Below are 22,532 nucleotides of genomic sequence, written 5' to 3'. Positions count from 1 at the left end.
CCCGCTCCGATGACTCCCGACGACGTCACGTCGTCGGGCGCACGTCGTGGCCCGGTCCCCGAGGCGACCGGACGATCGGGCGCCGATCCGGCGCCGGGTGCTCTCCTCCCCCGACCCCCTCGCGCACCGCACCCCGACCGCGGTGAGATCCCGACCGCCCCGCTGCACTCCGCTCGCCACCCCGCGCGCCGCCCGGCACCGTCGTCGGTCGAACTCGACGCACCCGACCCCAACCACCGTGCGCTCGCCGACCCGGGGCGCGCCGAGACCGCCCACCCCGGCTCACCCCCACCGGGCGCCGACCCACGGACGGACAAGGAACTCGGTCGCGACGACCCGACCGTCGAACCACCCGAGACCCCGCGGCGGCCGGTGGTGCGCAACATCCCGATCCTGATCTGGCGGACGATCGTAAAGTCCTGGGACGACGGGATCGTGGGCTGGGCCGCGCAGGCCGCGTTTTGGCAGGCGCTGTCGCTGCCTCCCCTGCTCCTCGGACTGCTCGGCAGCGTCGGCTATCTCTCGGGCTGGTTCGGTCCCGACACCGTTGACGTGATCTCCGATCGCATCCTGGCGTTCGCGAACCGCACCTTCTCACCCAATGTGGTCAACGACCTGATCAAGCCGACCGTCGACAACGTCCTGGGCCGCGGACGGGTCGGGGTCATCTCGGTCGGCTTCATCCTGTCGTTGTGGGCGGGCTCGTCGGCGGTGTCGTGCTTCGTCGCCTCGATCGTGCGGGCCCACGACCAACACGAGGTCCGAAACCCGGTGTGGCAGCGCATCTTCGCGCTGCTGCTCTATCTCGGCTTTCTCACCGTCGCGGTCCCGCTGCTCCCCCTGGTCGCCCTGGGTCCCAACTATCTCCGCGAGATCGTCCCCGAATCCTGGGATCCCATCGTCACCAACGCGATCGATTTCGGGTACTTCCCGTTCGTGGCGTTGCTGCTGATGCTGGTGCTGACGACGCTGTATCACCTGGCACTGCCCAATCCGCTGCCCTGGCATCGCCTGGTGGGCGGCGCGATCGTCGCGGGCATCGTGTTCTGGGTGGCCAGCTACTTCCTGCGTCTGTACCTGGCCGCGATCACCCGGGCCGGGTACACCTACGGCGCACTGGCCACCCCGATCGCCTTCTTGTTGTTCACGTTCTTCCTCGGATTCGCGATCGTGGTCGGCGCCGAGTTCAACGCGGCGGTCCAATCCCTGTGGCCTGCGCGGCCGGCGGTGACCGCGCAAGTCCGGGACTGGGTCCAGCACCAGACCGCCGAGGTGACCGGGCAACTCAAAACGCTGCCCGAACGCCTGTCGACCGGCCCGATCAGTCGACGCAACCGGCCGCGCGGGAATTCACCCGACGATTCGTGACCGATTCCCGATCGCGACCGCCCGCGATCAAGCGGTCATTCCTTGCGCATCCGCTTGTAGATCTTCTTGCACTTCGGGCACACGGGTGAGCCGGGCTTGGCCGATCGGGTCACCGGGAAGGTCTCCCCGCACAGGGCAACGACGTGTGTGCCCATGACCGCGCTCTCGGCGATCTTGTCCTTCTTCACATAGTGGAAGAACTTGGGCCGGTCGTCGTCACCGCGATCGGTGGCGTCGGCGTCGGGGCGTTCGTCGGTGCGGGTGTCGGTCGGTGCATCGGTGTCGATGCGTTCGTCGATGTCGGGCCGCTCAATGGTTTCGGTGGGCATGCCCACCATTGTGCGCCACCGGGGCTCGACCGGGTCACCCCTGCCGGACCGAATCGATACGTGACCGCGGCGCGCTTCACCAAACGGACATAACCGACAGTGCGACGGTTCGGGGAAAGTGGGACAGTGGAGTGATGGGTGAGCGCGACGACAACGGTGAGTGGTCGGGGGGCGAGTGGTCGGGGGCCGAGCGGTCCGGGGGCGAGCGGTCCGGGACGGAACGGTCGAAGGCTGATGCGTTCCTCATCACCGGCGCCCCGACGCCGTACGACGAACAACATCGCGCTCGGGTCCGCAAGTACCTGACCCTGATGGCGTTCCGCGTCCCCGCCCTGCTCATCGCCGGCATCGTGTACTCCTCGACCGGTTCGGGCTGGTGGGCACTGGCCATCATCGCGGCGTCGATCCCCCTGCCCTGGGTGGCGGTACTGATCGCCAACGACCGGCCACCCCGCAAGCGCGGGGAGATTCCGCATTACCTGTACGGATCCGATCACTCCGTCGTCGGCCCGGCTCCACTCGGCACCACTGCCCGGACGATCGATTCCACGTCCACCGAGACACCGCCCGGGACCTGAAGCGTGTTCCGCGGATTCACCGATCTCAGCAACTTCTCAGAACCACGGCCCGCGACGTAGGGATATCAGCAGGTCAGCGTGGTGACCGAAAGGTAAGGAACTCCGGCGTCGGGAACTATCGGCGTCGGTGCGGCGTTGGACCCTGCAGAATGCACTCAAGTTCAGGAGGCCGGAATGTCACGCTCCACCGTTGCTCGCTCCACCACCCCCACCACCGATTACTCCGCCGAGCCCACCACCTCCACCCGTCCTGCCATGACAGAGCAGGATCTCGACGCCCAATCGCCCGCCGCCGACCTCGTCCGGGTCTATCTCAACGGCATCGGCCGCACCGCGTTGCTCAATGCCGAGCAGGAGGTCGAGCTCGCCAAGCAGATCGAGGCGGGCCTGTACGCCAAGCAAGTCCTGGCCACCCGTAAGCGTTTGAGTGCCGCCAAGAAGCGCGACCTCAACACCGTCGTCCGTGAGGGCGAGGCGGCACGTGCCCATCTCCTCGAGGCCAACCTCCGTCTGGTCGTCTCGCTGGCCAAGCGCTACACCGGTCGCGGTATGCCGTTGCTCGACCTCATCCAGGAGGGCAACCTCGGTCTGATCCGCGCCATGGAGAAATTCGACTACGCCAAGGGATTCAAGTTCTCGACGTATGCCACCTGGTGGATTCGTCAGGCCATCACCCGCGGCATGGCCGATCAGAGCCGCACCATCCGGCTGCCCGTCCATCTCGTGGAACAGGTCAACAAGATCGCCCGCATCAAGCGCGAGCTCCATCAGCAGCTCGGGCGCGAGGCGACCGACGACGAATTGGCCAACGAGTCCGGTATCCCCGCCGAGAAGATCGCCGATCTCCTCGACCACAGTCGCGACCCGGTGAGCCTGGACATGCCGGTCGGCAGCGACGAAGAGGCCCCGCTGGGCGACTTCATCGAGGACGCCGAGGCGACCTCTGCGGAGAACGCGGTGATCGCCGGTCTGCTGCACTCGGACGTGCGCGCCGTTCTCGCCACGCTGGACGAGCGTGAACAGCAGGTCATCCGCATGCGCTACGGCCTCGACGATGGTCAGCCGCGCACGCTCGACCAGATCGGCCGGATGTTCGGGCTCTCCCGTGAGCGCGTCCGGCAGATCGAGCGCGAGGTGATGGGCAAGCTGCGTCAGGGCGATCGCGCCGAACGCCTGCGCGCCTACGCCAGCTGATTCGCGTCCGCCCGGTCAGCTCATTTCGGTCTAGCTGAGCCTCCTCGGTCCGGTGTCCCTCCTCGAGGGCACCGGACCGATGCGTATCCGGGCGTTGAGGATCGCCGCGCCGTCGGGTGAGACCAGGATCGGATCACAGGTGACCTCCCGGATCTCCGGGATGTCCTCGACGAGAGTCGAAATACGTTGCAGGATCTCCACCAGAGCGGCCTTGTCGGCGGGGCGCTCACCACGGAAGCCGTCGAGCAGCGGCGCCGAGCGAGGCGCATCGATCAGATCGGCGGCGTCCCGATCCGACAATGGCACCGCCCGGTACGCACGGTCGCCGAGAAGTTCGAAGGTGCTGCCGGACAAGCCAAATGAGATCAGCGGCCCGAACGAGGGGTCGTCGCGCATGGTGATGACCGTCCCCACCCCCTTGGGCGCCATCTTCTGCACGTGCAGGACGCCGTCGCCGGTCAGTTCGGTCAGTTCGGCGAATGCCGTCACCACCGCGGTGGGATCGGGGAGATCCAGCCGCGCACCCTCGCGGTCGAGACGGCCGCGCCAGCCCGGCGAGGTGGCCTTGACCGCCACCGGGAAACCCAGTTCGCGTGCGGCGGCGCTGGCCTCGTGCATCGTCCGGACCTCGCGGAATGCCACGACATCGATGCCGTACCAGGTCAGCAGCCGAGCCGCGGCGACCTCGTTCAGCAGCCGACCGGCCGGCTCGTCGCCGAGGTCGGGTGCGCGGTCGTCGGCAACGTGGTCGGCGGGCGCGCGGTCGTCGGACGAGGCGCGCTCCTCCTGCGCGGTCTCGAGGCCCGCCATCTCTTCGCGGACGAACATGCGGGCGGCTTCGGGATCGATGTGGGCGGGCCGGATCACGGTCGGCTCGGGTTGGGCGCGCCACCGGGCGTACTGCCACGCGTTGGCCAGTGCGGACGCCGCGCGTTCGGGGCTGCCGTAGGACGGTATCGATCCTCGCTCGGGCAGACCGTTCGGGCCGGGACGCATGAGCCCGGGCGGGATGCCCTCGACCGCCAGGAACGTCGTCACGATAGGCTTGGCCGCATCGGCGTCGGGGGTGTTGGCCGCGGCCATCAGTGCGCGCGCGTGCCAGTCGGCGTCGACCGCCACCGGCGGCACGAACACCACGATGATCGCGTCGACCTGGTCGTCGGCCATCGCCGCAGCCACTGCCGACTCGAACTCCTCCTCCGACGCGCCGGCCCCGATGTCGACGGTGCCGATCACCTCCAGACCACCGTTGCGGGCGGTGTCGGCGGCGAGGCTGCCGAGTACCGAGGAGTTGCCGATGATCCGGGTGCGCGGCCCTCGGGGCAGCGGCTGGTAGGCGAATATCGTTGCGCAGTCGAACAATTCCGGGATGGTGTCGACCTGGATCACTCCGGCCTGCTCGAGCACCATCTGCGCGATGCGGTCGTCAAGGGTGGCCGCGGCCGACCGGGCGGCGCGCACCGCGGTGAGCGCCCCCTTGCCGGATTTGACCGCCACGATCGGCTTGGTTCGCGAGACGCGGCGCGCGATGCGCGAGAACTTCCGCGGGTTACCGAAACTCTCCAGATACAGCAGCACCACATCGGTGGCGGTGTCGGTGTCCCAGTACTGCAACAGGTCGTTGCCGGAGACGTCGGCGCGGTTACCCGCCGAGACAAAGGTCGACAAACCGATCTGCCGCCGTGCGGCGGTGTCGAGGATGGCGATGCCGAGCGCACCGGACTGGCAGAAGAAGCCGACCCGCCCGGCCGCGGGGATACGGGGTGCCAGAGTCGCATTGAGCGCGACCTGTGGGTCGTTGTTGGCGACGCCGAGGGCGTTGGGTCCGACCAGACGCATGCCGTGTTCGCGGACCTGCTCGAGCAGGCGGCGCTCACTCGCCAGACCTTCCTCACCGGCCTCACCGAACCCCGACGACACGATGACCAGGGTGCGTACGCCCTTGACGAGGCAGTCGTCGAGGACGTCGTCGACGACTGCGGCGGGCACGGCCACGACCGCCAGATCCACGGGATCCGGGATGTCGCGCACCGTCTCGTAGGCACGGATACCCCGCACCGACGGCGGACGCTCACGGTCACGCAGACGCGGATTGCCGTGTGCCACCTGATGGCTCACCGCGCCGTGACCGGTCGCACCGCCGGCGTGCGCCTGCTCGTCGGGGTCTTCGCCGCGATGTCCGGGCCCGTTGACCGGGAACACCGGTCCGGCGAATCCGCCGGCGATGATGTTGGCCAAGAGGGCATTGCCGACCTTCTTCGGATCGGTCGATGCACCGATCACCGCCACCGACATGGGCCGCAACAGATTGGCGACGCTGCGCGCCTCGGAGGCGCGTTCGCGGGCGTTGCGCACCGACAGCAACGCCTCGGTCGGATCGATGGTGAACTCGACGTGGACCGTCGCGCCGTCGAAGGCTCTCGAGATCTGGTAGCCGGCGTCGCGGAACACCGCGACCATGTTCGGGTTCTCGCTGAGCACCTCCGCCTCGAAACGGGTGAATCCGTTCTCCGCGGCGGCGCCGGCGAGGTGTTCGAGAAGGATCGGTCCCAGCCCGCGCCCCTGATGCGCGTCGGCGACGACGAAGGCGACCTCGGCCGACTCGGGTTTGCCGTCGGCGGCGAGGCCCTCGTAGATGCCGATCGCGATGAATTCACCACCGAGCACGGCAACCAGCGCCACCCGCTGCTGGTGATCGACCGTGGTCATCCGCACCACCTCGCGCGGCGGCAGCGTCGGGGTGGGGCCGAAGTAGCGCATGTAGCGGGTGCGCTCACTCAGCCCGGCATGGAACCGGACCACGCGATCGGCGTCATCGGGGACGATCGGCCGCAGATGAACGACGCCGCCGTCCGAGGCCAGGACATCGGCGATCCAGTGCCGCGGGTAATCCCAGGGCCCACGCGGGACCGGGCCCTCCACGGTGCGCGATCCCGCGCTCATCTCGGCATCGGCATCCGCCTGCGCTGCGCCGTCGGAGGTGGGTTGCTCAGTCACGCGGATCCTCCGGGTCGAGTCCGTGCAGCGGGAACACCGCCTTGCGAGTGGCCATGATGGCGCGATCGGTCTGTCGCAGCGCCGACTCGTCGATACCGGGCGGTGCTTCCTGACCGGCGTCGCCGTCCCAGGCGACATAGCCGACGTCGCCGTCGTCGCTCATGGTGCCGACCGGTGCGGCCGAATACTCCGAGTAGATCGTGCCTGCCACCTCGGTGGCGGTCTCGCACCACTGCTCACCGATGGTGGTCTCGACGGGAATGTCGCGGTCGAGGACCACACCGAGGAGGTGCGTCCAACTGCGCGGCACCACGTTGACCACGCCGTATCCCCCGCCACCGACCGCGATCCACCGTCCCTCACAGTACTTTTCAGCGAGGTCACGCATCGCGATCATCGCCGCGCGCTGCCCGTCGACGGTCAATGCCAGATCGGTCAGCGGGTCGGCGCGGTGGCTGTCCGCGCCGCATTGGCTGATCAGGATCTGTGGCGCGAACTCGGCGATCATCGACGGCACCACCGCATGAAAACCCCTCAGCCACAATCGATCCGGGGTATTCGGCATGAACGGGAGATTCACCGCGGTGCCGTGCGCGTCGTCCTCGCCGATCTCGGTCGGCCAACCGGTGCCGGGCCACAGGGTGGCCGGATGCTGATGGAGGGAGATGGTCATGACCCGTGGGTCGGCGACGAACTCGGCCTGCACCCCGTCACCGTGATGGGCGTCGATGTCGATGTAGGCGATGCGGTCGTAGCCGTGGTCGAGCAACCACCGGATGGCGACCGAGCAGTCGTTGTAGATGCAGAATCCCGCGGCGCGGGACCGCATGGCATGGTGCATGCCGCCGCCGATGTTGACTGCCCGGCGCACCGATCCCGACGCGACGGCCTGCGCGGCGGCCAGCGTCCCCCCGACGAGCAGACGAGCGGCTTCGTGCATGCCGTCGAAGACCGGGTTGTCGGCGTCCCCGAGCCCGAACAGCCGCGCCAGCAGCGGCCCGGACAACGACGCGGTGCCCGATCCGACGGCCCGCACGGCGTCGATGTAGTCGCGGGAGTGCACCGGGATCAGCGCGTCGTCGTCGATCTGCAGCGGGTCGGCGAGGTCGACGTCGTCGAGTACCCCGAGACTGCGTGCCAACGACATCGTCAGCGCCAGACGCACGGGGTTCATCGGATGGGAATGCGCCCATCGGTAGGACAGGAAGTCCTCACTCCAGATCACCGCTGCACTCATCGAGGACTCCACTGACTCGGCACGGATTCAGGCTAGTGGGTCCGAGGCCCGCCCGGTGCGGATCGGCGCGCGGGCGACGTTGCTCACACCGAGGACCCGTTGGCGCCACGCGGATGTGCCGGGGGCCACGACGACATCGACCGATGCCGGTGCTGGTCAAGGTACCCTTGGTGACGACGAAGGGACTGCGGACAGTGAACGATCTGGTTGATACCACCGAGATGTACCTGCGGACGATCTACGACCTCGAAGAAGAGGGGATCGTCCCACTGCGTGCTCGTATCGCCGAGCGTCTCGATCAAAGCGGACCGACGGTGTCACAGACGGTGGCGCGCATGGAACGCGACGGGCTCTTGCGGGTCGCGGGCGACCGTCACCTCGAGCTGACCGACAAGGGCCGCGGTCTCGCGATCGCCGTCATGCGCAAGCATCGGTTGGCGGAGCGACTTCTCGTCGACGTCATCGGGATGCCCTGGGATCAGGTTCACGATGAGGCCTGCCGCTGGGAGCACGTGATGAGCGAGAACGTCGAACGACGCCTGCTGGCCGTTCTCGACAACCCCACCACCTCGCCGTACGGGAACCCGATCCCCGGGCTCGAGGCGCTCGGCGCGGAGGCCACGACCACCATCGACGCCGCCACCCGGCTCTCCGATCTCCCGCAGGGCGATCCGGTCGCGGTGATCGTTCGCCGCGTCGCCGAGCACGCCCAGTCCGATCGCGAGCTGATCTCCGACCTCCGCGAGGCCGGCATCGTCCCCAACGCCCGCGTGACGGTGACCTGCAGCCCGCAGCGCGTCGAGGTCGACACCCCGGGCCACGAGGGCCTGGTCCTCTCTGCGGAGATGGCACACTCGATCTTCGTCGAGAAGGTCTGAGCGAGATTCCCTGACCGACCGCGACGCGCACCACCTCGCCATTCGGGCCACACCGTTGGGTCACGGTTCGGCGGGCCCGGCCGGTCAGCCGACGGCACGAAGCGTGGCTCGCGGGATCACCACCCCGAGATCGGTGGCGATGCCGTAGGACTCGTCGATCATGTCCCAGAGGATCGAGGGTGTCGCACCGCCGCGCAGCGCCTGGTCGAGCAGAGTCGCCAGCTTCCACCCGGGGTCGGCCGCCAGGGCGCAGTCGAGTGCGACACCCGCGAACGCCCCCTCGCCGCCGATGTAGTGAAGATGCGCGAGAAGCGTTGCGGCGCTGGCACGCCCGGTACCGCGCAAGCGGCGCGTGAGAGTTCGCCACAGGTTTTCCGCATCGGCTCTCAGATCGGTGACCGCGCAGGCGAGTGCGGCGTCGCGGACCGGAAGCGTGGTGATCGCGCGGTGCAGCAACGTCATGGTCGCGCAGTCCGGCACGCCCGGCGCCTGCATCGCATGAAGAACGGCCCGTAGCAGTTCGGCGTTTCGCCCATCCCGGGGTTCGATGTCACCGCGGGGTTCGATGCCACCGTGGGGTTCGATGCCAACAAGAGCCGGACGGCTCGACCGCTCGCCTCGCGGTGGCGCCAACCGCAGCTCGGGTCGCGCCGAAACCGGTTGTCCCGCAATGAATTCGGTGACGATCGGGGAATCACCGCTCGGGGAGTCGCTGCTCGGGAAGTCGCTGCTCGGGAAGTCGCTGCTCGGGAAGTCACAGTTCGGGGAGTCACAGTGCGGCAGCGGGGTGAGCATCGCGGCGATCTCACCGCGATCGCCGAGTATCCGTCGACCCGTCGACACCGCCTCGGCGACGGCGGTCGGCGAGGTGTAGGGATCGGCCATGGTGCCGCCGGCCGGTCGGCCGCCCACGCCGGCTGCCGTGGGGCCGGTACCGCGTCTCCAGATCAGTTGCCACGGCGCGTGCCGCTCGAAGGCGGTGACAACGAAACCCTGTGCGAGACCGCCGGATTCGGTGAGGCAGTCGTCGGCCAGGGAGAACACCCGGCGGTAACGGTCATCGTGGGGCGAATATCGGTCGTCGGCGATCACCGCGACCACCGGTCCCCCTCCGTGTCGGCGCACGATGTGCCCGAGACTCTCGGCGACGACGAGGAGTTCGTCGGCGGCACACCCGTCGGGCGTCAGCGACAGGTCGAAGCGCATCGCGACCCGCACATTGTTCGGGGACCTGAGGACGACGACGATCAGCGAGCGGGTCGGGATGAATCCGAGCAGCGCGGGGACCGCGCTGAGCAAGGTGGTCGCATCGATGGGCGAGGGAGGTGTGTGTGGCGTCATGCGCTGATCGTGGTCGCCGGTCCTGCCCCGTCCGCGTCGGTCGGGACCGTGCCGGACCGGCAATCCCCCGATCGACACTCGTCCACAGCCGCCGACACGAACATCCGTCAGGACTCCGGTCTGCACGCACTCCGGTCACGCACTCCGGTCAGAAGGCAGCAGCCACCGCTGTGGTGAACAGCGCGTCGAGATTCTGGGCGGCCGTCGGGTCGATGGCGCCCGCACCGGGCCATCGGTACTGCGCGTACACGCGGACGTCGCCGCGTTGTCCGAGCAACGTCAGACTGCTCGTGGCGTCGGAATGGGTGATGTCGCCGGTGAACACGGTGCGGTGCAGGGCGGCGGTACCGACGCCGGTAGGTGCCGGCGGGGCCGGTTGGATGCGGGTCGCCACGATGCTGCCGGCCTGCTGCCCACCGGTCCGGGTCTCCGGGCATCGACCGGCCTGTGCGAGCAGTGCGGCGAGCCCGTCGTGCACGCGGGCGATCGCCGAGGTGTAGGACGTGGATCCCGCGGCCACGATCACCGAGGTGACGACGGCGCCTGCGGCCGACGGAGCCGGGGGTGCACAGTCGGCCGGGTAGGCCACGGCCGGATCGTTACCACTGACTCCGGCCAGGGCGAACGGCACCGCCGTGTCGGGAACCCGCGTGGCACCCGGGACCGGGAAGTCGGCGGGGAGTACCGCGCGAGCCGAGAGATCGGCCGCCGAATTGCCCACCGCCTGACCATCGGTCATACAGCCGGCGAGCAGCACTACCGCACACAGTGACATACCCAGCAGGCGGGGCGTCCGACCGGGCACACGGGTATACCGGTTCAGTGATCGGGGGCGCGCTCGACCCGGGGGTCTCGGCGTCGGGGCACGCAGGGGCGTCATGGGTTCCCGCGATGGGTCGTCAGAGGAATCGTCATCATGGGGATCACTGTGCCACTCGGCGCGCGGGGTGCGGCGCACCTTCCGGCGGGAATCGCCGCCGGATGGCGATGGTTGTAGTGGCCGAGACGGTGCGAGAACCGTCTGCGATACGGCGCCGAGCTGCGGAATTGGTCTGCGGCGGCGCATATGCGAGACAATTGTGGTTCCTGCCCACGCTCACCTGGGGCGACGGGCCACATCGAGGAGGATTGACATGGACGAGCGGACCGCCGATGACGGCTCGCGCGACGATGCCTCGCGCGGTGAGGGCTCGCTGTACGAGCTGGCCTTTCCCGCGCCCGCCATGGGACGCCATGACACGGGTCCGGTACTGATCCACGCTCTCGACGGGTTCGCCGACGCAGGTCATGCGGTGGCTCTGGCGGCAGCTCATCTGCGCAACAGCCTGGAGTCCGATTTGGTGGCGACCTTCGACACCGATGAGCTGATGGATTACCGCTCTCGTCGCCCGATGGTCGATTTCAGCGGGGAGACCTTCACCGGTGTGGCGATGCCGACGCTGACCCTGCATGCCGTGCGCGACGCCAACGACCGCCCGTTCCTGCTGCTGTCCGGCTCGGAGCCGGACTTGCGGTGGGAGAAGTTCACCGAGGCCGTGCGGCGATTGGCCGACCGTTTCGGCGTCACCGACGTCGTCGGGCTCAACGCGATCCCGATGGCCGTTCCACACACCCGACCGGCCTCGATCACCGCCCACGGCAGCGATCCCGACATCCTCGGCGACCTGCCACGATGGGGTACCGCGATGAAACTGCCGGCCAGCGCCTCGATGCTGCTCGAACTGCGGCTGGGGCAGGGTGGTCGCCGGGCCTCGGGCCTGTCGGTGCACGTTCCGCATTATCTGTCGCAGACCGACTACCCCGCTGCCGCGTCGCGGCTGTTGTCGGCGGTGACGGCGATCACCGGCCTCGATCTGCCGGTCGCCGCGCTCGACACGGCCGCGGAGAAGGTTCGTGAGCAAGTCGACACCGAGGTCTCGGGCAACGCCGAGATCGAGACGGTGGTGACGGCGCTCGAGCAGCAATACGACGCATTCCAGCAGGCACAGACCGAACGGGCGTCGCTGCTGGCCACCGAGGAATCCCTACCCAGTGGCGACGAACTCGGCGCCGAGCTCGAACGCTTCCTCGCGGACCTGCATCAGGGTGGCGACGATCAGCCGGACGACGGTAATCCGTACGGCAGCGGCGATCAGCACGGCAACGGTGAGGATCCCGACGACGGCAGCGGTGGTCGGCCATTTCCGATCTGAGCCGACCCGATCCGGGCGACGCCGCCCGGATCGGCGACCCGGATGTGTCCTCACCGTCCTCTGCACCGCTGACCCCTGCACCCCCGACCCCGGCCCCTCTGTCCCCCACCGCCGATGAGGACACCGCCTTCGAGGAGTTCACCAACTGGTGGGCGGGACGCGGCATCGCGTTCTACCCGCATCAGGAGGACGCCCTGCTCGAGTTGGTGTCGGACAACAACGTCATCCTCGCCACACCGACCGGGTCGGGGAAGTCGCTGGTGGCCTCCGGCGCGATCCACTTCGCCCGCTGCCGCGGTCGGCGCGCCTTCTACACCGCCCCGATCAAGGCTCTGGTGAGCGAGAAGTTCTTCGACCTGTGCGAGCAGTTCGGCGCCGAGAACGTCGGGTTGCTGACCGGCGACGCCGCGGTCAACGCCGACGCCCCCATCATCTGCGCGACCGCCGAAATCGTCGCCAATCTCGCGCTGCGCGACGGCCCCGACAGCGACATCGGGGTGCTCGTCGCCGACGAGTTCCACTTCTACGGCGAACGCGACCGGGGCTGGGCGTGGCAGGTTCCGATCATCGAACTCCCCCACACGCAGTTCCTGCTGATGTCGGCGACGCTGGGCGACGTCACCTTCTTCGTCGACGACCTGCGCCGCCGGACCGGGCGGGACACGGTCGCCATCACCGGGACCCAGCGCCCGGTGCCGCTGGAGTACGCGTATGCGATGACGCCGATCCACGAGACCATCGAGGACCTCATCGACCGCGGCCGGGCCCCGATCTACGTCGTGCACTTCACCCAGGCCGCTGCGGTCGAGCGGGCGCAGGCACTGTTGTCGGCGCGGATCTGCGACAAGTCCGAACGCGCCGAGATCGCGGACGCCATCGGCGATTTCCGGTTCTCCACCGGCTTCGGCTCCACCCTGTCCAAGCTGTTGCGGGCCGGGATCGGGGTGCATCACGCGGGCATGCTGCCCAGATACCGGCGTCTCGTCGAACGTCTGGCCCAGCGCGGTCTCCTCAAGGTCGTGGCGGGCACCGACACACTCGGGGTCGGAATCAACGTCCCGATCCGGACCGTGCTGTTCGCCGGCCTCAGCAAGTACGACGGCACCCGGGTACGACGATTGCGGGCCAGGGAGTTCCACCAGATCGCCGGACGCGCCGGCCGCGCCGGATTCGACACGATCGGTTACGTGGTCGCCCAGGCGCCCGAACACGACGTGGAGAACGCGCGGGCGGTCGGCAAGGCCGGCGACGACCCGAAGAAACTCCGCAAGATCGTCCGCAAGAAGCCACCGGAGGGATTCGTCTCCTGGGGCGAGAAGACCTTCCTGCAACTCGCCGAGGCCCCCGACGAGCCGCTGCGCTCCCATTTCCAGATGACCACCGCGATGCTCATGGAGGTCCTCGGCCGGCCCGGTGACTGCTTCGCGGCCACGCGCCACCTCCTCGAGGACAACCACGAGCCGCGCGACCGGCAGCTTCGCCACATCCGGCACACCATCGCGCTCTACCGCGATCTGCGCAACGCCGGCATCGTCGTCCAACTCGACCGGCCCGACGCCGACGGCAGACACGTGGCGCTGTCGGTGGACATGCCGGAGAACTTCGCCCTGACCAATCCGTTGTCCTCGTTCGCGCTCGCCGCCTTCGAACTCCTCGACCCGGACTCGACGACCTACGCCCTCGACGTGGTCTCGATCCTCGAGTCGACACTCGAGGATCCGCGTCCGTTGTTGCTCGCGCAACGCAAACTCGCCCGCGACGCCGCGATCGCGGAGATGAAAGCCGACGGCATCGAGTACGAGGAGCGGATGTCACGGTTGGAGGAGATCACCTGGCCCCGGCCCCTCGCCGAGGAGATCGCCTATGCCTTCGACGTCTATCGGCGGGGCCATCCGTGGGTGTCGTCGTTCCCCCCGAAGCCGAAGTCGGTTCTGCGCGAGATGCTCGAACGGGCGATGACCTTCACCGAGCTGATCTCCGCCTATGGGCTCGCCCGCAGCGAGGGCATCGTGCTGCGCTATCTCTCGGACTGCTATCGCGCCTTGCGACAAGGACTTCCGCTCGCCGTGGCGACCGAGGAGATCGAGGACATCACCGATCGCGTCGGTGCGATGATCCGCGACGTCGACTCCAGCCTGCTCGACGAATGGGAAGAGCTCGCCCAGGCCGTGGCGACGACGCAGGCCTGACCGACGAACCAGGCGTGAGCGCAGCCTCTTTCAGACGGCGACCGCAGGCGCGCAGATCCGCACCGGCGCGATCTCCTCGACCAGTCCGGCGATCACCGCGGCCAGCCGCCGATACGGTTCGTCGCGGCCCGACGACGCCCGATAGACCAACCCGATCCGCCGTCCCGGTCGTGGGGCGATGAACCGCGCGATTGCCAGTTCGCCTGCCGCCGTTTCCGATTCGATCGCGGTCTCGGGGATCAACGTGACACCCAGCCCGCCCTCGACACATTGCACCGCGGTGGCCAGCGACGCCGCGCGGGTGTGCCCGAGGTCGGGCGAGACCCCGGCCAGCCGACATACCTCGAGGGCCTGATCACGCAGGCAATGCCCCTCGTCGAGCAACAGCAGCGGAAGGTCGGCGAGGGTGCTCGGGTCGACGCTTTTGCGGCCGGCGAGTGCATGGCCGACGGGCAGGGCGAGCACGAAATCCTCGTCATACATCGGGATCTCGGCGATGCCGGCGGCGTCTGCGGGCAGGGCCAGGACCGCCACGTCCAGCGAGCCCTCGCGCAACGCGGTGAGCAGACGCGCGGTCTGATCCTCGACCACCCGCAGTTCGAGGTCGGGTACTCGGGCCGGCAACCCCCGCAGCATCCGCGGCAGGATGTAGGGCGCGACCGTGGGGATCACCCCGAGGCGTACCGCACCGGAGAGCGGATCGTCGGCACCGGCCGCCGCGGACAGGAAGTCGTCGGCGGCGTCGGTCACCGCGATCGCCTTGGGGAGCAGGGTCTGCCCCTCCGGCGTCAAGAAGACACGCCGGGTGGTGCGCTCGATGAGTTTACGTTCGAGACCCGCCTCCAGCGCGGCCAGCGCCTGGGACAACGACGGCTGGCTGATCCCCAATTCGTTTGCTGCCGAACCAAAATGGCGCTTTCGTGCGAGCGTGACGAAGGCTCGCAGACCGGCCAGCGACGGCTGATAAGTTTTATCGGTCATGCCTATCAGTGTAGTGCTAATCATCACGTTTCGCTTTCACCGATTCCCGAGCACAATGGTCGGTGCGAAGCATTATCGGTACTGCCGTGCCGATCCGTCCGGATCGCCGGCGCCCGCGCGACAAGAAGGAGAGATTGCACACCATGGCTCTGCTCACGATCGGCGATCAGTTCCCCGCCTACAACCTCACCGCTGTGATCGGCGGCGACCTGTCGAAGGTCGACGCCCAGCAGCCCGACGATTACTTCACCCAGATCTCCAGCGACGATCATCCCGGCAAGTGGCGGATCGTCTTCTTCTGGCCGAAGGACTTCACCTTCGTGTGCCCGACCGAGATCGCCGCCTTCGGCAAGCTCAACGACGAGTTCGCCGACCGTGACGCGCAGGTGCTCGGCGCCTCGGTGGACAACGAGTTCGTCCACTTCCAGTGGCGCGCCCAGCACGAGGACCTCAAGACCCTGCCCTTCCCGATGCTGAGCGACCTCAAGCGCGAACTGACCACCGCGGCAGGTGTTCTCAACGCCGATGGCGTTGCCGACCGCGCCACCTTCATCGTCGATCCGAACAACGAGATCCAGTTCGTCTCGGTCACCGCGGGTTCGGTGGGCCGTAACGTCGACGAGGTGCTCCGCGTCCTCGACGCCCTGCAGTCCGACGAACTGTGCGCATGCAACTGGCGCAAGGGTGACCCCACCATCAACGCAGGCGAACTGCTGACCGCCAGCGTCTGAGAGGAGCACGCATGAGCATCGACAACCTCAAAGAAGCCCTCCCCGAGTACGCCAAGGACCTCAAGCTCAACCTCGGTTCGATCAGCCGCACCACGGCACTGAACGAGGAGCAGCTGTGGGGCACCCTGCTCGCGACCGCCGCCGCGACGCGAAATGCCAAGGTGTTGGCCGAGATCGGTGAGGAGGCCGCCGACACGCTGTCCGCGGAGGCCTACAACGCCGCCCTGGGCGCCGCGTCGATCATGGGGATGAACAACGTCTTCTACCGCGGTCGTGGATTCCTCGGCGGCAAGTACGACGACCTTCGTCCCGGTCTGCGGATGAACATCATCGGCAATCCCGGCGTCGACAAGGCCAACTTCGAGTTGTGGTCGTTCGCGGTCAGCTCGATCAACGGCTGCGAGCACTGCGTGGGCGCGCACGAGGCCACCCTGCGCGAGGCGGGCGTCGACCGCGAGGCGATCTTCGAAGCACTCAAGGTCGCCTCGATCGTGGCCGGTGTCGGCCAGGCGATCGCCACCACCGAGGTGCTCAGCGGCGTCTGATCGGCTTGTGACAGCCCCACTGTGACAGACGATGTCGGGCCCGGTGTCTGCGTGAGAGCAGGCACCGGGCCCGAGTCGTCGACGGCGTGCGCGCTCCGAACTGCGCGGTGCGACGTGTGCGCTGAGACTCAGCTCAGGGCATCACCGATGCGGCTCGCGAGATCGCCGACCTCTGCCGTGCTCATCACGAAGGCCGGGGAGATCTGCAGGGCACCCTGTCCGGCGGCGCGTCCGCTGACCCCGTGACGGCGCATGGCCGCCACCGCGTCCTGGGCGCGCGCGGGATCGGCGAGCTGGACGGCGCTGACCGCTCCCAACCCGGTGCGGACCTCGCTCACGGCGTCGAGATCGGCGAGCGGGCTCAGCGCCGTCGCCAGATCGGTCTCCAGACGGGTCGCCTCGGCGAGCAATCCCTCACGTTCGATGATGTCGAGGTTGGCCATCGCCGCAGCCGCGGCACCGGCGTGACCGCCGTAGGTGTAGCCGTGCCGCCACCAGACGCCGCCGGCGTAGAACGGCTCGGCGATCCGCGGCGCGACGAACACCGCGCCCATCGGTACGTACCCCGACGTCAGTCCCTTGGCGGTGGTCATCAGATCCGGCTGCAGGTCGAACCGCGACGACGCGAACCAGCTGTCGCCGCCGATGCGGCCGAAACCGGTGACCACCTCGTCGGCGACGAACAGGACGTCATGGTCGCGGCAGATCTGGCGCACCTCGGCGAGATAGCCCTCGGGCGGCAGATACACCCCGCCCGCACCGATGATCGGTTCGCAGAAGAAGGCGGCCACCCGATCGGCGCCGACCCGTTCGATGAGCCCGAGCAGACTCTTGGCGTCGTCCCAGCCGACCGACTCCGCGTCGGGCATGAGTTGCCCATAGCCGTCGTGGTTGGCCGGGATCCCGGCCAGCGAGGTACCCGCGACATGCATGCCGTGATAGGCCTTGGTGCGACCGACGAGCAAGGTCTTCTCCGGCTTGCCGACCTCGGTCCAATACCGACGTGCCAGCTTGGCCGCGGTGTCGACGGAATCGCTGCCGCCGGAGGTGAAGAAGATCTTGCTGCCGGGCACCGGTGCCAGCGCCGCGAGCCGATCGGCGAGGGTGTCGGTGACATCGGCGGTGAGATCACCGAACCCGGAGTAGTGGGCCAGCGTCGCCAACTGTGCACGCACCGCGTCGGCGATCTCGGTGCGCCCGTGACCGACGTTGGTGAACCACAGTCCCGCCGTGGCGTCGAGATAGGAGTTGCCCTGCGCATCCCAGATGCGCGCACCCTCGCCGCGGGTGACGACGAACGGACCGTTGGTGCTCACCGAACCCATGTCGGCGAAGCCATGCCACAGCGAACCAGCCATGGTCACCATGATGCCGGTCGGCTCCGGCCACGCGAGTCGCGGGGGCGGGCAAGAGCCGGTGCGATCCGGCCCACTCCCGCCCGACCCCATATCCTGGAAGGCATCATGTCCTCCTCCCCTGCCCGCTCCACCACTCACCCGGAGGGCGTCGATCGTCACGAACTGCGCGAGCGCATCGCTCGGCTGAGCATCGTCGACGAGCACTCGTTGCGCCGCAGGCTGGACAAACTCGGTCTCGACAAACGCGGCGCAACTCCCTCGCCCGAACGCCTGCACGGCCTGCTCCGTGCGATCGAGGGCGCCGAGAAGCGGATCGCCGCCAGACGTGCAGCGGTCCCGGTCCTCGAATATCCACCGGAGCTTCCCGTCTCGTCGGCCCGCGACGAGATCGCCGCGGCGATCGCCGAGCATCAGGTGGTCGTCGTCGCCGGGGAGACCGGGTCGGGTAAGACCACCCAGTTACCCAAGATCTGCCTGGAACTCGGTCGTGGTGTGCGGGGAGCGATCGGGCACACGCAACCGCGCCGCATCGCGGCCAGTTCGGTGGCACGCCGGATCGCCGACGAGACGGGCACCCACATCGGTGAGGCCATCGGCTATTCCGTGCGGTTCTCCGATCGCTCCGGAGCCGACACGCTCGTCAAGGTGATGACCGACGGCATCCTGCTGCGGGAGATCTCCTCGGACCCGATGCTGCGGCACTACGACACGATCATCGTCGACGAGGCCCATGAACGCAGCCTCAACATCGACTTCATCCTCGGTTATCTGCGCCGCCTGCTGCCCCGTCGCCCCGACCTGAAGGTCATCATCACCTCGGCGACCATCGAACCCGGGCGCTTCGCACGGCATTTCGCCACCGCGGACACCGAGGTGCCGATCCTCGAGGTGTCGGGGCGCACCTATCCGGTCGAGGTGCGCTATCGCCCGCTCACGCTGCGGGAGAATCCGGACTCCGGCGACGACACCGGTGGCGGTGAGCACGCCGATCTCGACCTGTTCGAGGGGATCGACGCCGCGATCGGCGAATTGTGGGGCGCACACGGTCGGGGGGACATCCTGGTGTTCCTGCCCACCGAACGCGACATCAGAGAGGCTGCGGCGACGCTGTCGCGTCGTGTCGCCGCGGGCGCCGAGGTGGTCCCGCTGTTCGCGCGGTTGTCCATCGCCGATCAGCAGAAGGTGTTCTCACCGTCGGACGGACGTCGAATCGTGTTGGCCACCAACGTGGCCGAGACATCGCTGACGGTGCCGGGGATCCGGTACGTCATCGATTCGGGGACCGCCCGCATCTCCCGGTATTCGACCCGCACCAAGGTGCTCCGGCTCCCGATCGAACCCATCTCGCAGGCCAGCGCCCGCCAACGTGCCGGGCGGTGTGGTCGCGTCGCGCCCGGCGTGTGCATCCGGCTGTACTCCGAGACCGACTTCGACGCGCGCCCCGCCTTCACCGATCCGGAGATCCTACGCACCAACCTGGCGTCGGTGATCCTGCAGATGACGGCGCTGCGCCTCGGCGACATCGCCGACTTCCCGTTCGTGCAGCCACCCGACGCCCGCGCGATCCGCGACGGCATGGCCGTTCTGAGCGAACTCGGCGCGATCACCACCGGCGGCCAGAAGTCGCGCGGCACAGCGCGATCGGACTCCGGCACAGCCCGATCGGACTCGGGCACGGCGCCCCGGCTGACGCCGGTCGGCGCGACCATGGCACGCATACCGGTCGATCCGCGGATCGCCCGCATGCTCGTCGGCGCCCGCGACGAGGGATGTCTGGAGCACGTCCTGGTCATTGCTGCGGCATTGTCGTTGCCCGATGTCCGTGAGCGACCGGCCGAGCACCGGGAGGCCGCCGACGCCGCACACCGTCGCTTTGCGGTCCCGGGCTCGGATTTCCTCGCCTACCCCACCCTGTGGGCCTATCTGCAGGAGAAGCGCACGGAGCTGTCGGGCAACCAGTTCCGGCGGATGTGCGAACGAGAATTCCTGCATTATCTGCGAATCCGGGAATGGCAGGACCTGCATCGGCAGTTGCGCGGCATCGTCACCGACCTCGACTGGGAGACTCCACGCACCGAGATCGATGCCGATGCGATCCATCGCGCGATCCTCGCGGGGCTACTCGGCAACATCGCCGCCCGCAATGCCGAGGGCCGCGAGTACACCGGAGCCCGCAACACCACGCTGATGATCTTCCCCGGGTCGTCGGTCGCCAAGAAACCGCCCTCGTTCCTGATGGCCGCCGAGATCATCGAGACGTCCCGGCTTTTCGCGCACACCGTGGCCGGGGTGGACCCGTTGTGGGTGGAACGGTTGGCCGGCGATCTGGTCAAACGCACCTACAGCGAGCCGCACTGGTCGTCGCGGCGCGGTGCGGCGATGGCCTACGAGCGCGTCACCCTCTACGGGGTCACTCTCGTCGCACGACGCCGGGTCACCTATGGCCCCATCGACCCCGAGGTCTCCCGCGAGTTGTTCCTCCGGCACGCGCTGGTCGAGGGCGACTGGAAGACCGATCACGAGTTCTTCCACCGCAATCGGCAACTGCTCAGCGACGCCGCCGATGTCGAGCACCGTGCCCGGCGGCGCGATGTGGTGATCTCCGAGGAGCAACTCTTCGAGTTCTACGATCAGCGCATCCCCGCCGAGGTGACCTCGGCGCGGCACTTCGACTCGTGGTGGAAGAAGGCGCGGTCGGCGCAACCGGATCTCCTCGACCTCACCGCGGCCGATGTGGCGGCCGACGTGGCCGTCGCCGACACCGACTATCCGGGTGTCTGGCAGCAGGGCCAGACCCGCCTGGAGTTGCGGTATCGATTCGAGCCCGGCGCGGCCGACGACGGCGTCACCGTGGTCATCCCGAAAGATCTTCTGCCCCACGTACGCAACGCCGGCTTCGACTGGCTGGTCCCGGGGATGCGCTCGGAGTTGGCGACCGAACTCGTCAAGACCCTGCCCAAATCGCTGCGCAAGACGATGGCACCGGCCCAACGTTTCGCCGATCTGGCGCTGTCACGGCTGACCCCGCGCTCGGAGCCGCTGATCCGCGGTCTCGCACGGGAGTTGTCGACCATCACCCGTCGCTCGGTCTCCCCTACCGACTTCGACCCCGACCGACTGCCGGCGCATCTGCGGATCCACTTCGCTGTCATCGACGACGAGGGCGAGATCCTCACCCGTACTTCATCGTTCGCCGAGCTCTCGGAACCGACACCCGCCGCCGCCACGCACACGGCCACGCCGGTGTACACCACGTGGACCGACGAGGGCATCGGAACACTCCCGTCGAGCGAGTCCGCCGACGTCGCCGGCCAGACGATCACCCGATACCCGACTCTGCACGTGACCCGCCGCACCGGCCACGCCGACGGGGTCACGGTGGCCCGGGCGGCGACGACGGCCGAGGCCACCAACGCCCTGGCGGCCGGGGTGATCGTGTTGCTGGAGAACGCGATTCCCTCACTGAGCCCGAAGGCTGCCGCCGGACTCGACCCCGCTGGTCGAATCGCGTTGAGCCAGAGTCCCTATCGGGAGTCGGCGCGGTTGTTCGGCGATTGCACACGCCGAGCGATCCGTGATCTCGTGGACGCCGACGAGCTGCGTACCGTACGTTCCCCCCAGGCGTTCGCCGCGCTCGCTCAGCGGTTGCGACCAGCGGTGACCGATGCCGCTCCGGAGTATCTGCGCCTCGCGGTCGACGTGCTGCGGGAATTGGTGGCATTGCGCGGGGTGATCGACACCCATTCGGGACAACTCGCCGCCGACGACGTCGCCGAACAGCTCGACCATCTGGTGTTCGACGGCTTCGTCGCCGCCACCCCACGTGAGTATCTGGCGCAGGTGCCCCGCTATCTCCACGCCGCGCGTGAACGGCTGGAGCATCTGCCCGCATCTGCCGCGCGGGATCGCGCCGGGATGCAGGCGCTGGATCGGGTGGTGGAGCGCTGGAATCAGCGGCTCGCGCAAGTGCCCGACGGCAGGCGGGATGCGGTCAACGACCAGGCGCACTGGCTGGTCGAGGAGTTGCGGGTCGGTCTGTTCGCGCAGCGACTGGGCACGCGGTACCCGGTCTCGGAAAAGCGGGCGCTACGGACTCTGGACGGACTCGGCTGAGACTGCGCCGGACGCAGGAGTGGTCCGGTCGTGGGTCAGATTGCCCTGCAGGTCGTCGATCTCGCGCTGGAAATCCTCGAGGGAATCGAAGGAGCGGTATACCGACGCGAATCGCAGGTAGGCGACCTCATCGAGGTCGCGTAAAGGTTTGAGGATTGCCAATCCGACTTCGTTGCTGGGGATCTCGGCCACCCCGGAGGCCCGGACGGTCTCCTCGACCTGCTGGGCGAGTTGCGCGAGATCGTCCTCGTCGACCTGGCGGCCCTGACACGCGCGCCGGACCCCACGCATCACTTTCTCCCGGCTGAACGGCTCGGTGACGCCGTTGCGTTTGACGACGGCGAGGACGGCGGTCTCCACCGTCGAGAACCGGCGACCGCATGCGCTGCAGGAGCGGCGACGGCGGATCGCCTGCCCCTCGTCGGCAACTCGGGAGTCGATGACCTTGGTGTCATCATTCCTGCAGAACGGGCAGCGCATACACCGACAATACCGCCCCAC

The 22,532-nt window shown here is 68.3% G+C and carries 17 protein-coding genes; 9 read left to right on the top strand and 8 right to left on the bottom strand.

The genetic code is table 11. From position 1 onward, the window contains the following. Positions 1–9: 9 nt before the first annotated feature. Complete coding sequence (locus J6U32_RS14865) at positions 10–1,368, top strand: YihY/virulence factor BrkB family protein (RefSeq protein ID WP_208796143.1); 1,359 nt, start codon at positions 10–12, stop codon at positions 1,366–1,368. A gap of 35 nt (positions 1,369–1,403) precedes the next feature. Here the strand turns inward: J6U32_RS14865 and J6U32_RS14860 are convergent, their stop codons facing one another. Next, positions 1,404–1,697, bottom strand: coding sequence for a DUF3039 domain-containing protein (locus J6U32_RS14860; RefSeq protein WP_208791019.1), 294 nt, complete (start codon positions 1,695–1,697; stop codon positions 1,404–1,406). A gap of 134 nt (positions 1,698–1,831) precedes the next feature. Here J6U32_RS14860 and J6U32_RS14855 point away from each other — a divergent pair, with 134 nt between their 5' ends. Both J6U32_RS14855 and J6U32_RS14850 read left to right on the top strand, forming a co-directional pair. Further along, positions 1,832–2,275, top strand: coding sequence for a DUF3099 domain-containing protein (locus J6U32_RS14855; RefSeq protein WP_244331985.1), 444 nt, complete (start codon positions 1,832–1,834; stop codon positions 2,273–2,275). Positions 2,276–2,530: 255 nt separating this feature from the next. Beyond that, positions 2,531–3,469 (top strand): sigma-70 family RNA polymerase sigma factor, encoded by a 939-nt coding sequence (locus J6U32_RS14850; RefSeq protein ID WP_244332965.1) that lies wholly within the window; start codon positions 2,531–2,533, stop codon positions 3,467–3,469. A 30-nt stretch (positions 3,470–3,499) separates the two neighbouring features. Here J6U32_RS14850 and J6U32_RS14845 read toward each other — a convergent pair whose 3' ends face one another. Next, on the bottom strand, positions 3,500–6,412 hold the full coding sequence (locus tag J6U32_RS14845; protein WP_244332963.1) for a bifunctional GNAT family N-acetyltransferase/acetate--CoA ligase family protein: 2,913 nt from the start codon (positions 6,410–6,412) through the stop codon (positions 3,500–3,502). A 46-nt stretch (positions 6,413–6,458) separates the two neighbouring features. Then, positions 6,459–7,703, bottom strand: a complete 1,245-nt coding sequence (locus J6U32_RS14840) for an acetoin utilization protein AcuC (RefSeq protein WP_208791016.1) — start codon at positions 7,701–7,703, stop codon at positions 6,459–6,461. Positions 7,704–7,897: 194 nt separating this feature from the next. Between J6U32_RS14840 and J6U32_RS14835 the strand changes: the two genes are divergently transcribed. After that, entirely contained in the window at positions 7,898–8,581 is a 684-nt protein-coding gene (locus tag J6U32_RS14835; RefSeq protein WP_208796141.1) for a metal-dependent transcriptional regulator, read from the top strand. Between the two features lie 84 nt (positions 8,582–8,665). Here J6U32_RS14835 and J6U32_RS14830 read toward each other — a convergent pair whose 3' ends face one another. Together J6U32_RS14830 and J6U32_RS14825 are read right to left on the bottom strand one after the other, a co-directional pair. Further along, a complete protein-coding gene (locus J6U32_RS14830) occupies positions 8,666–9,922 on the bottom strand; it encodes a DUF4192 domain-containing protein (RefSeq protein ID WP_208791015.1) in 1,257 nt (418 codons plus the stop codon). A gap of 148 nt (positions 9,923–10,070) precedes the next feature. Further along, on the bottom strand, positions 10,071–10,661 hold the full coding sequence (locus tag J6U32_RS14825) for a hypothetical protein (RefSeq protein ID WP_244331983.1): 591 nt from the start codon (positions 10,659–10,661) through the stop codon (positions 10,071–10,073). A gap of 394 nt (positions 10,662–11,055) precedes the next feature. Here J6U32_RS14825 and J6U32_RS14820 point away from each other — a divergent pair, with 394 nt between their 5' ends. Both J6U32_RS14820 and J6U32_RS14815 read left to right on the top strand, forming a co-directional pair. Beyond that, a complete protein-coding gene (locus J6U32_RS14820) occupies positions 11,056–12,114 on the top strand; it encodes a PAC2 family protein (RefSeq protein WP_208791014.1) in 1,059 nt (352 codons plus the stop codon). A gap of 44 nt (positions 12,115–12,158) precedes the next feature. After that, complete coding sequence (locus tag J6U32_RS14815; protein WP_425324134.1) at positions 12,159–14,303, top strand: DEAD/DEAH box helicase; 2,145 nt, start codon at positions 12,159–12,161, stop codon at positions 14,301–14,303. Positions 14,304–14,333: 30 nt separating this feature from the next. Here J6U32_RS14815 and J6U32_RS14810 read toward each other — a convergent pair whose 3' ends face one another. Continuing rightward, positions 14,334–15,284: a hydrogen peroxide-inducible genes activator gene (locus J6U32_RS14810; protein WP_208791013.1), complete on the bottom strand. Its 951-nt coding sequence runs from the start codon at positions 15,282–15,284 to the stop codon at positions 14,334–14,336. Positions 15,285–15,427: 143 nt separating this feature from the next. Here J6U32_RS14810 and J6U32_RS14805 point away from each other — a divergent pair, with 143 nt between their 5' ends. Continuing rightward, complete coding sequence (locus tag J6U32_RS14805) at positions 15,428–16,015, top strand: peroxiredoxin (protein WP_208791012.1); 588 nt, start codon at positions 15,428–15,430, stop codon at positions 16,013–16,015. A gap of 11 nt (positions 16,016–16,026) precedes the next feature. Next, entirely contained in the window at positions 16,027–16,560 is a 534-nt protein-coding gene (locus J6U32_RS14800; protein WP_006371162.1) for an alkyl hydroperoxide reductase, read from the top strand. 128 nt (positions 16,561–16,688) lie between these two features. Here the strand turns inward: J6U32_RS14800 and J6U32_RS14795 are convergent, their stop codons facing one another. Then, a complete protein-coding gene (locus J6U32_RS14795) occupies positions 16,689–17,918 on the bottom strand; it encodes an aspartate aminotransferase family protein (RefSeq protein ID WP_208791011.1) in 1,230 nt (409 codons plus the stop codon). A gap of 105 nt (positions 17,919–18,023) precedes the next feature. Between J6U32_RS14795 and hrpA the strand changes: the two genes are divergently transcribed. Continuing rightward, positions 18,024–22,031, top strand: coding sequence for an ATP-dependent RNA helicase HrpA (gene hrpA / locus J6U32_RS14790; RefSeq protein WP_208791010.1), 4,008 nt, complete (start codon positions 18,024–18,026; stop codon positions 22,029–22,031). Here the strand turns inward: hrpA and nrdR are convergent. Further along, positions 22,005–22,511, bottom strand: coding sequence for a transcriptional regulator NrdR (gene nrdR / locus J6U32_RS14785; RefSeq protein ID WP_208791009.1), 507 nt, complete (start codon positions 22,509–22,511; stop codon positions 22,005–22,007). The genes hrpA and nrdR overlap by 27 nt on opposite strands. Between the last annotated feature and the right edge of the window lie 21 nt (positions 22,512–22,532).

The organism is Gordonia polyisoprenivorans, from assembly GCF_017654315.1.
Classification (GTDB): domain Bacteria; phylum Actinomycetota; class Actinomycetes; order Mycobacteriales; family Mycobacteriaceae; genus Gordonia; species Gordonia polyisoprenivorans_A.
Note: the sequence above shows the minus strand (reverse complement) of the source record. Positions and strands in the feature narration are given on the sequence as shown.

What these genes read in the sequence shown, in the direction of transcription:
- hrpA (WP_208791010.1), top strand. Translation starts at nt 18,024, where the DNA reads ATGTCCTCCTCCCCTGCCCGCTCCACCACTCACCCGGAGGGCGTCGAT.
- nrdR (WP_208791009.1), bottom strand. Translation starts at nt 22,511, where the DNA reads ATGCGCTGCCCGTTCTGCAGGAATGATGACACCAAGGTCATCGACTCC.
- J6U32_RS14825 (WP_244331983.1), bottom strand. Translation starts at nt 10,661, where the DNA reads ATGACCGATGGTCAGGCGGTGGGCAATTCGGCGGCCGATCTCTCGGCT.
- J6U32_RS14845 (WP_244332963.1), bottom strand. Translation starts at nt 6,412, where the DNA reads ATGAGCGCGGGATCGCGCACCGTGGAGGGCCCGGTCCCGCGTGGGCCC.
- J6U32_RS14810 (WP_208791013.1), bottom strand. Translation starts at nt 15,284, where the DNA reads ATGACCGATAAAACTTATCAGCCGTCGCTGGCCGGTCTGCGAGCCTTC.
- J6U32_RS14820 (WP_208791014.1), top strand. Translation starts at nt 11,056, where the DNA reads ATGGACGAGCGGACCGCCGATGACGGCTCGCGCGACGATGCCTCGCGC.
- J6U32_RS14830 (WP_208791015.1), bottom strand. Translation starts at nt 9,922, where the DNA reads ATGACGCCACACACACCTCCCTCGCCCATCGATGCGACCACCTTGCTC.
- J6U32_RS14840 (WP_208791016.1), bottom strand. Translation starts at nt 7,703, where the DNA reads ATGAGTGCAGCGGTGATCTGGAGTGAGGACTTCCTGTCCTACCGATGG.
- J6U32_RS14850 (WP_244332965.1), top strand. Translation starts at nt 2,531, where the DNA reads ATGACAGAGCAGGATCTCGACGCCCAATCGCCCGCCGCCGACCTCGTC.
- J6U32_RS14795 (WP_208791011.1), bottom strand. Translation starts at nt 17,918, where the DNA reads ATGGCTGGTTCGCTGTGGCATGGCTTCGCCGACATGGGTTCGGTGAGC.
- J6U32_RS14865 (WP_208796143.1), top strand. Translation starts at nt 10, where the DNA reads ATGACTCCCGACGACGTCACGTCGTCGGGCGCACGTCGTGGCCCGGTC.
- J6U32_RS14800 (WP_006371162.1), top strand. Translation starts at nt 16,027, where the DNA reads ATGAGCATCGACAACCTCAAAGAAGCCCTCCCCGAGTACGCCAAGGAC.
- J6U32_RS14805 (WP_208791012.1), top strand. Translation starts at nt 15,428, where the DNA reads ATGGCTCTGCTCACGATCGGCGATCAGTTCCCCGCCTACAACCTCACC.
- J6U32_RS14860 (WP_208791019.1), bottom strand. Translation starts at nt 1,697, where the DNA reads ATGCCCACCGAAACCATTGAGCGGCCCGACATCGACGAACGCATCGAC.
- J6U32_RS14855 (WP_244331985.1), top strand. Translation starts at nt 1,832, where the DNA reads ATGGGTGAGCGCGACGACAACGGTGAGTGGTCGGGGGGCGAGTGGTCG.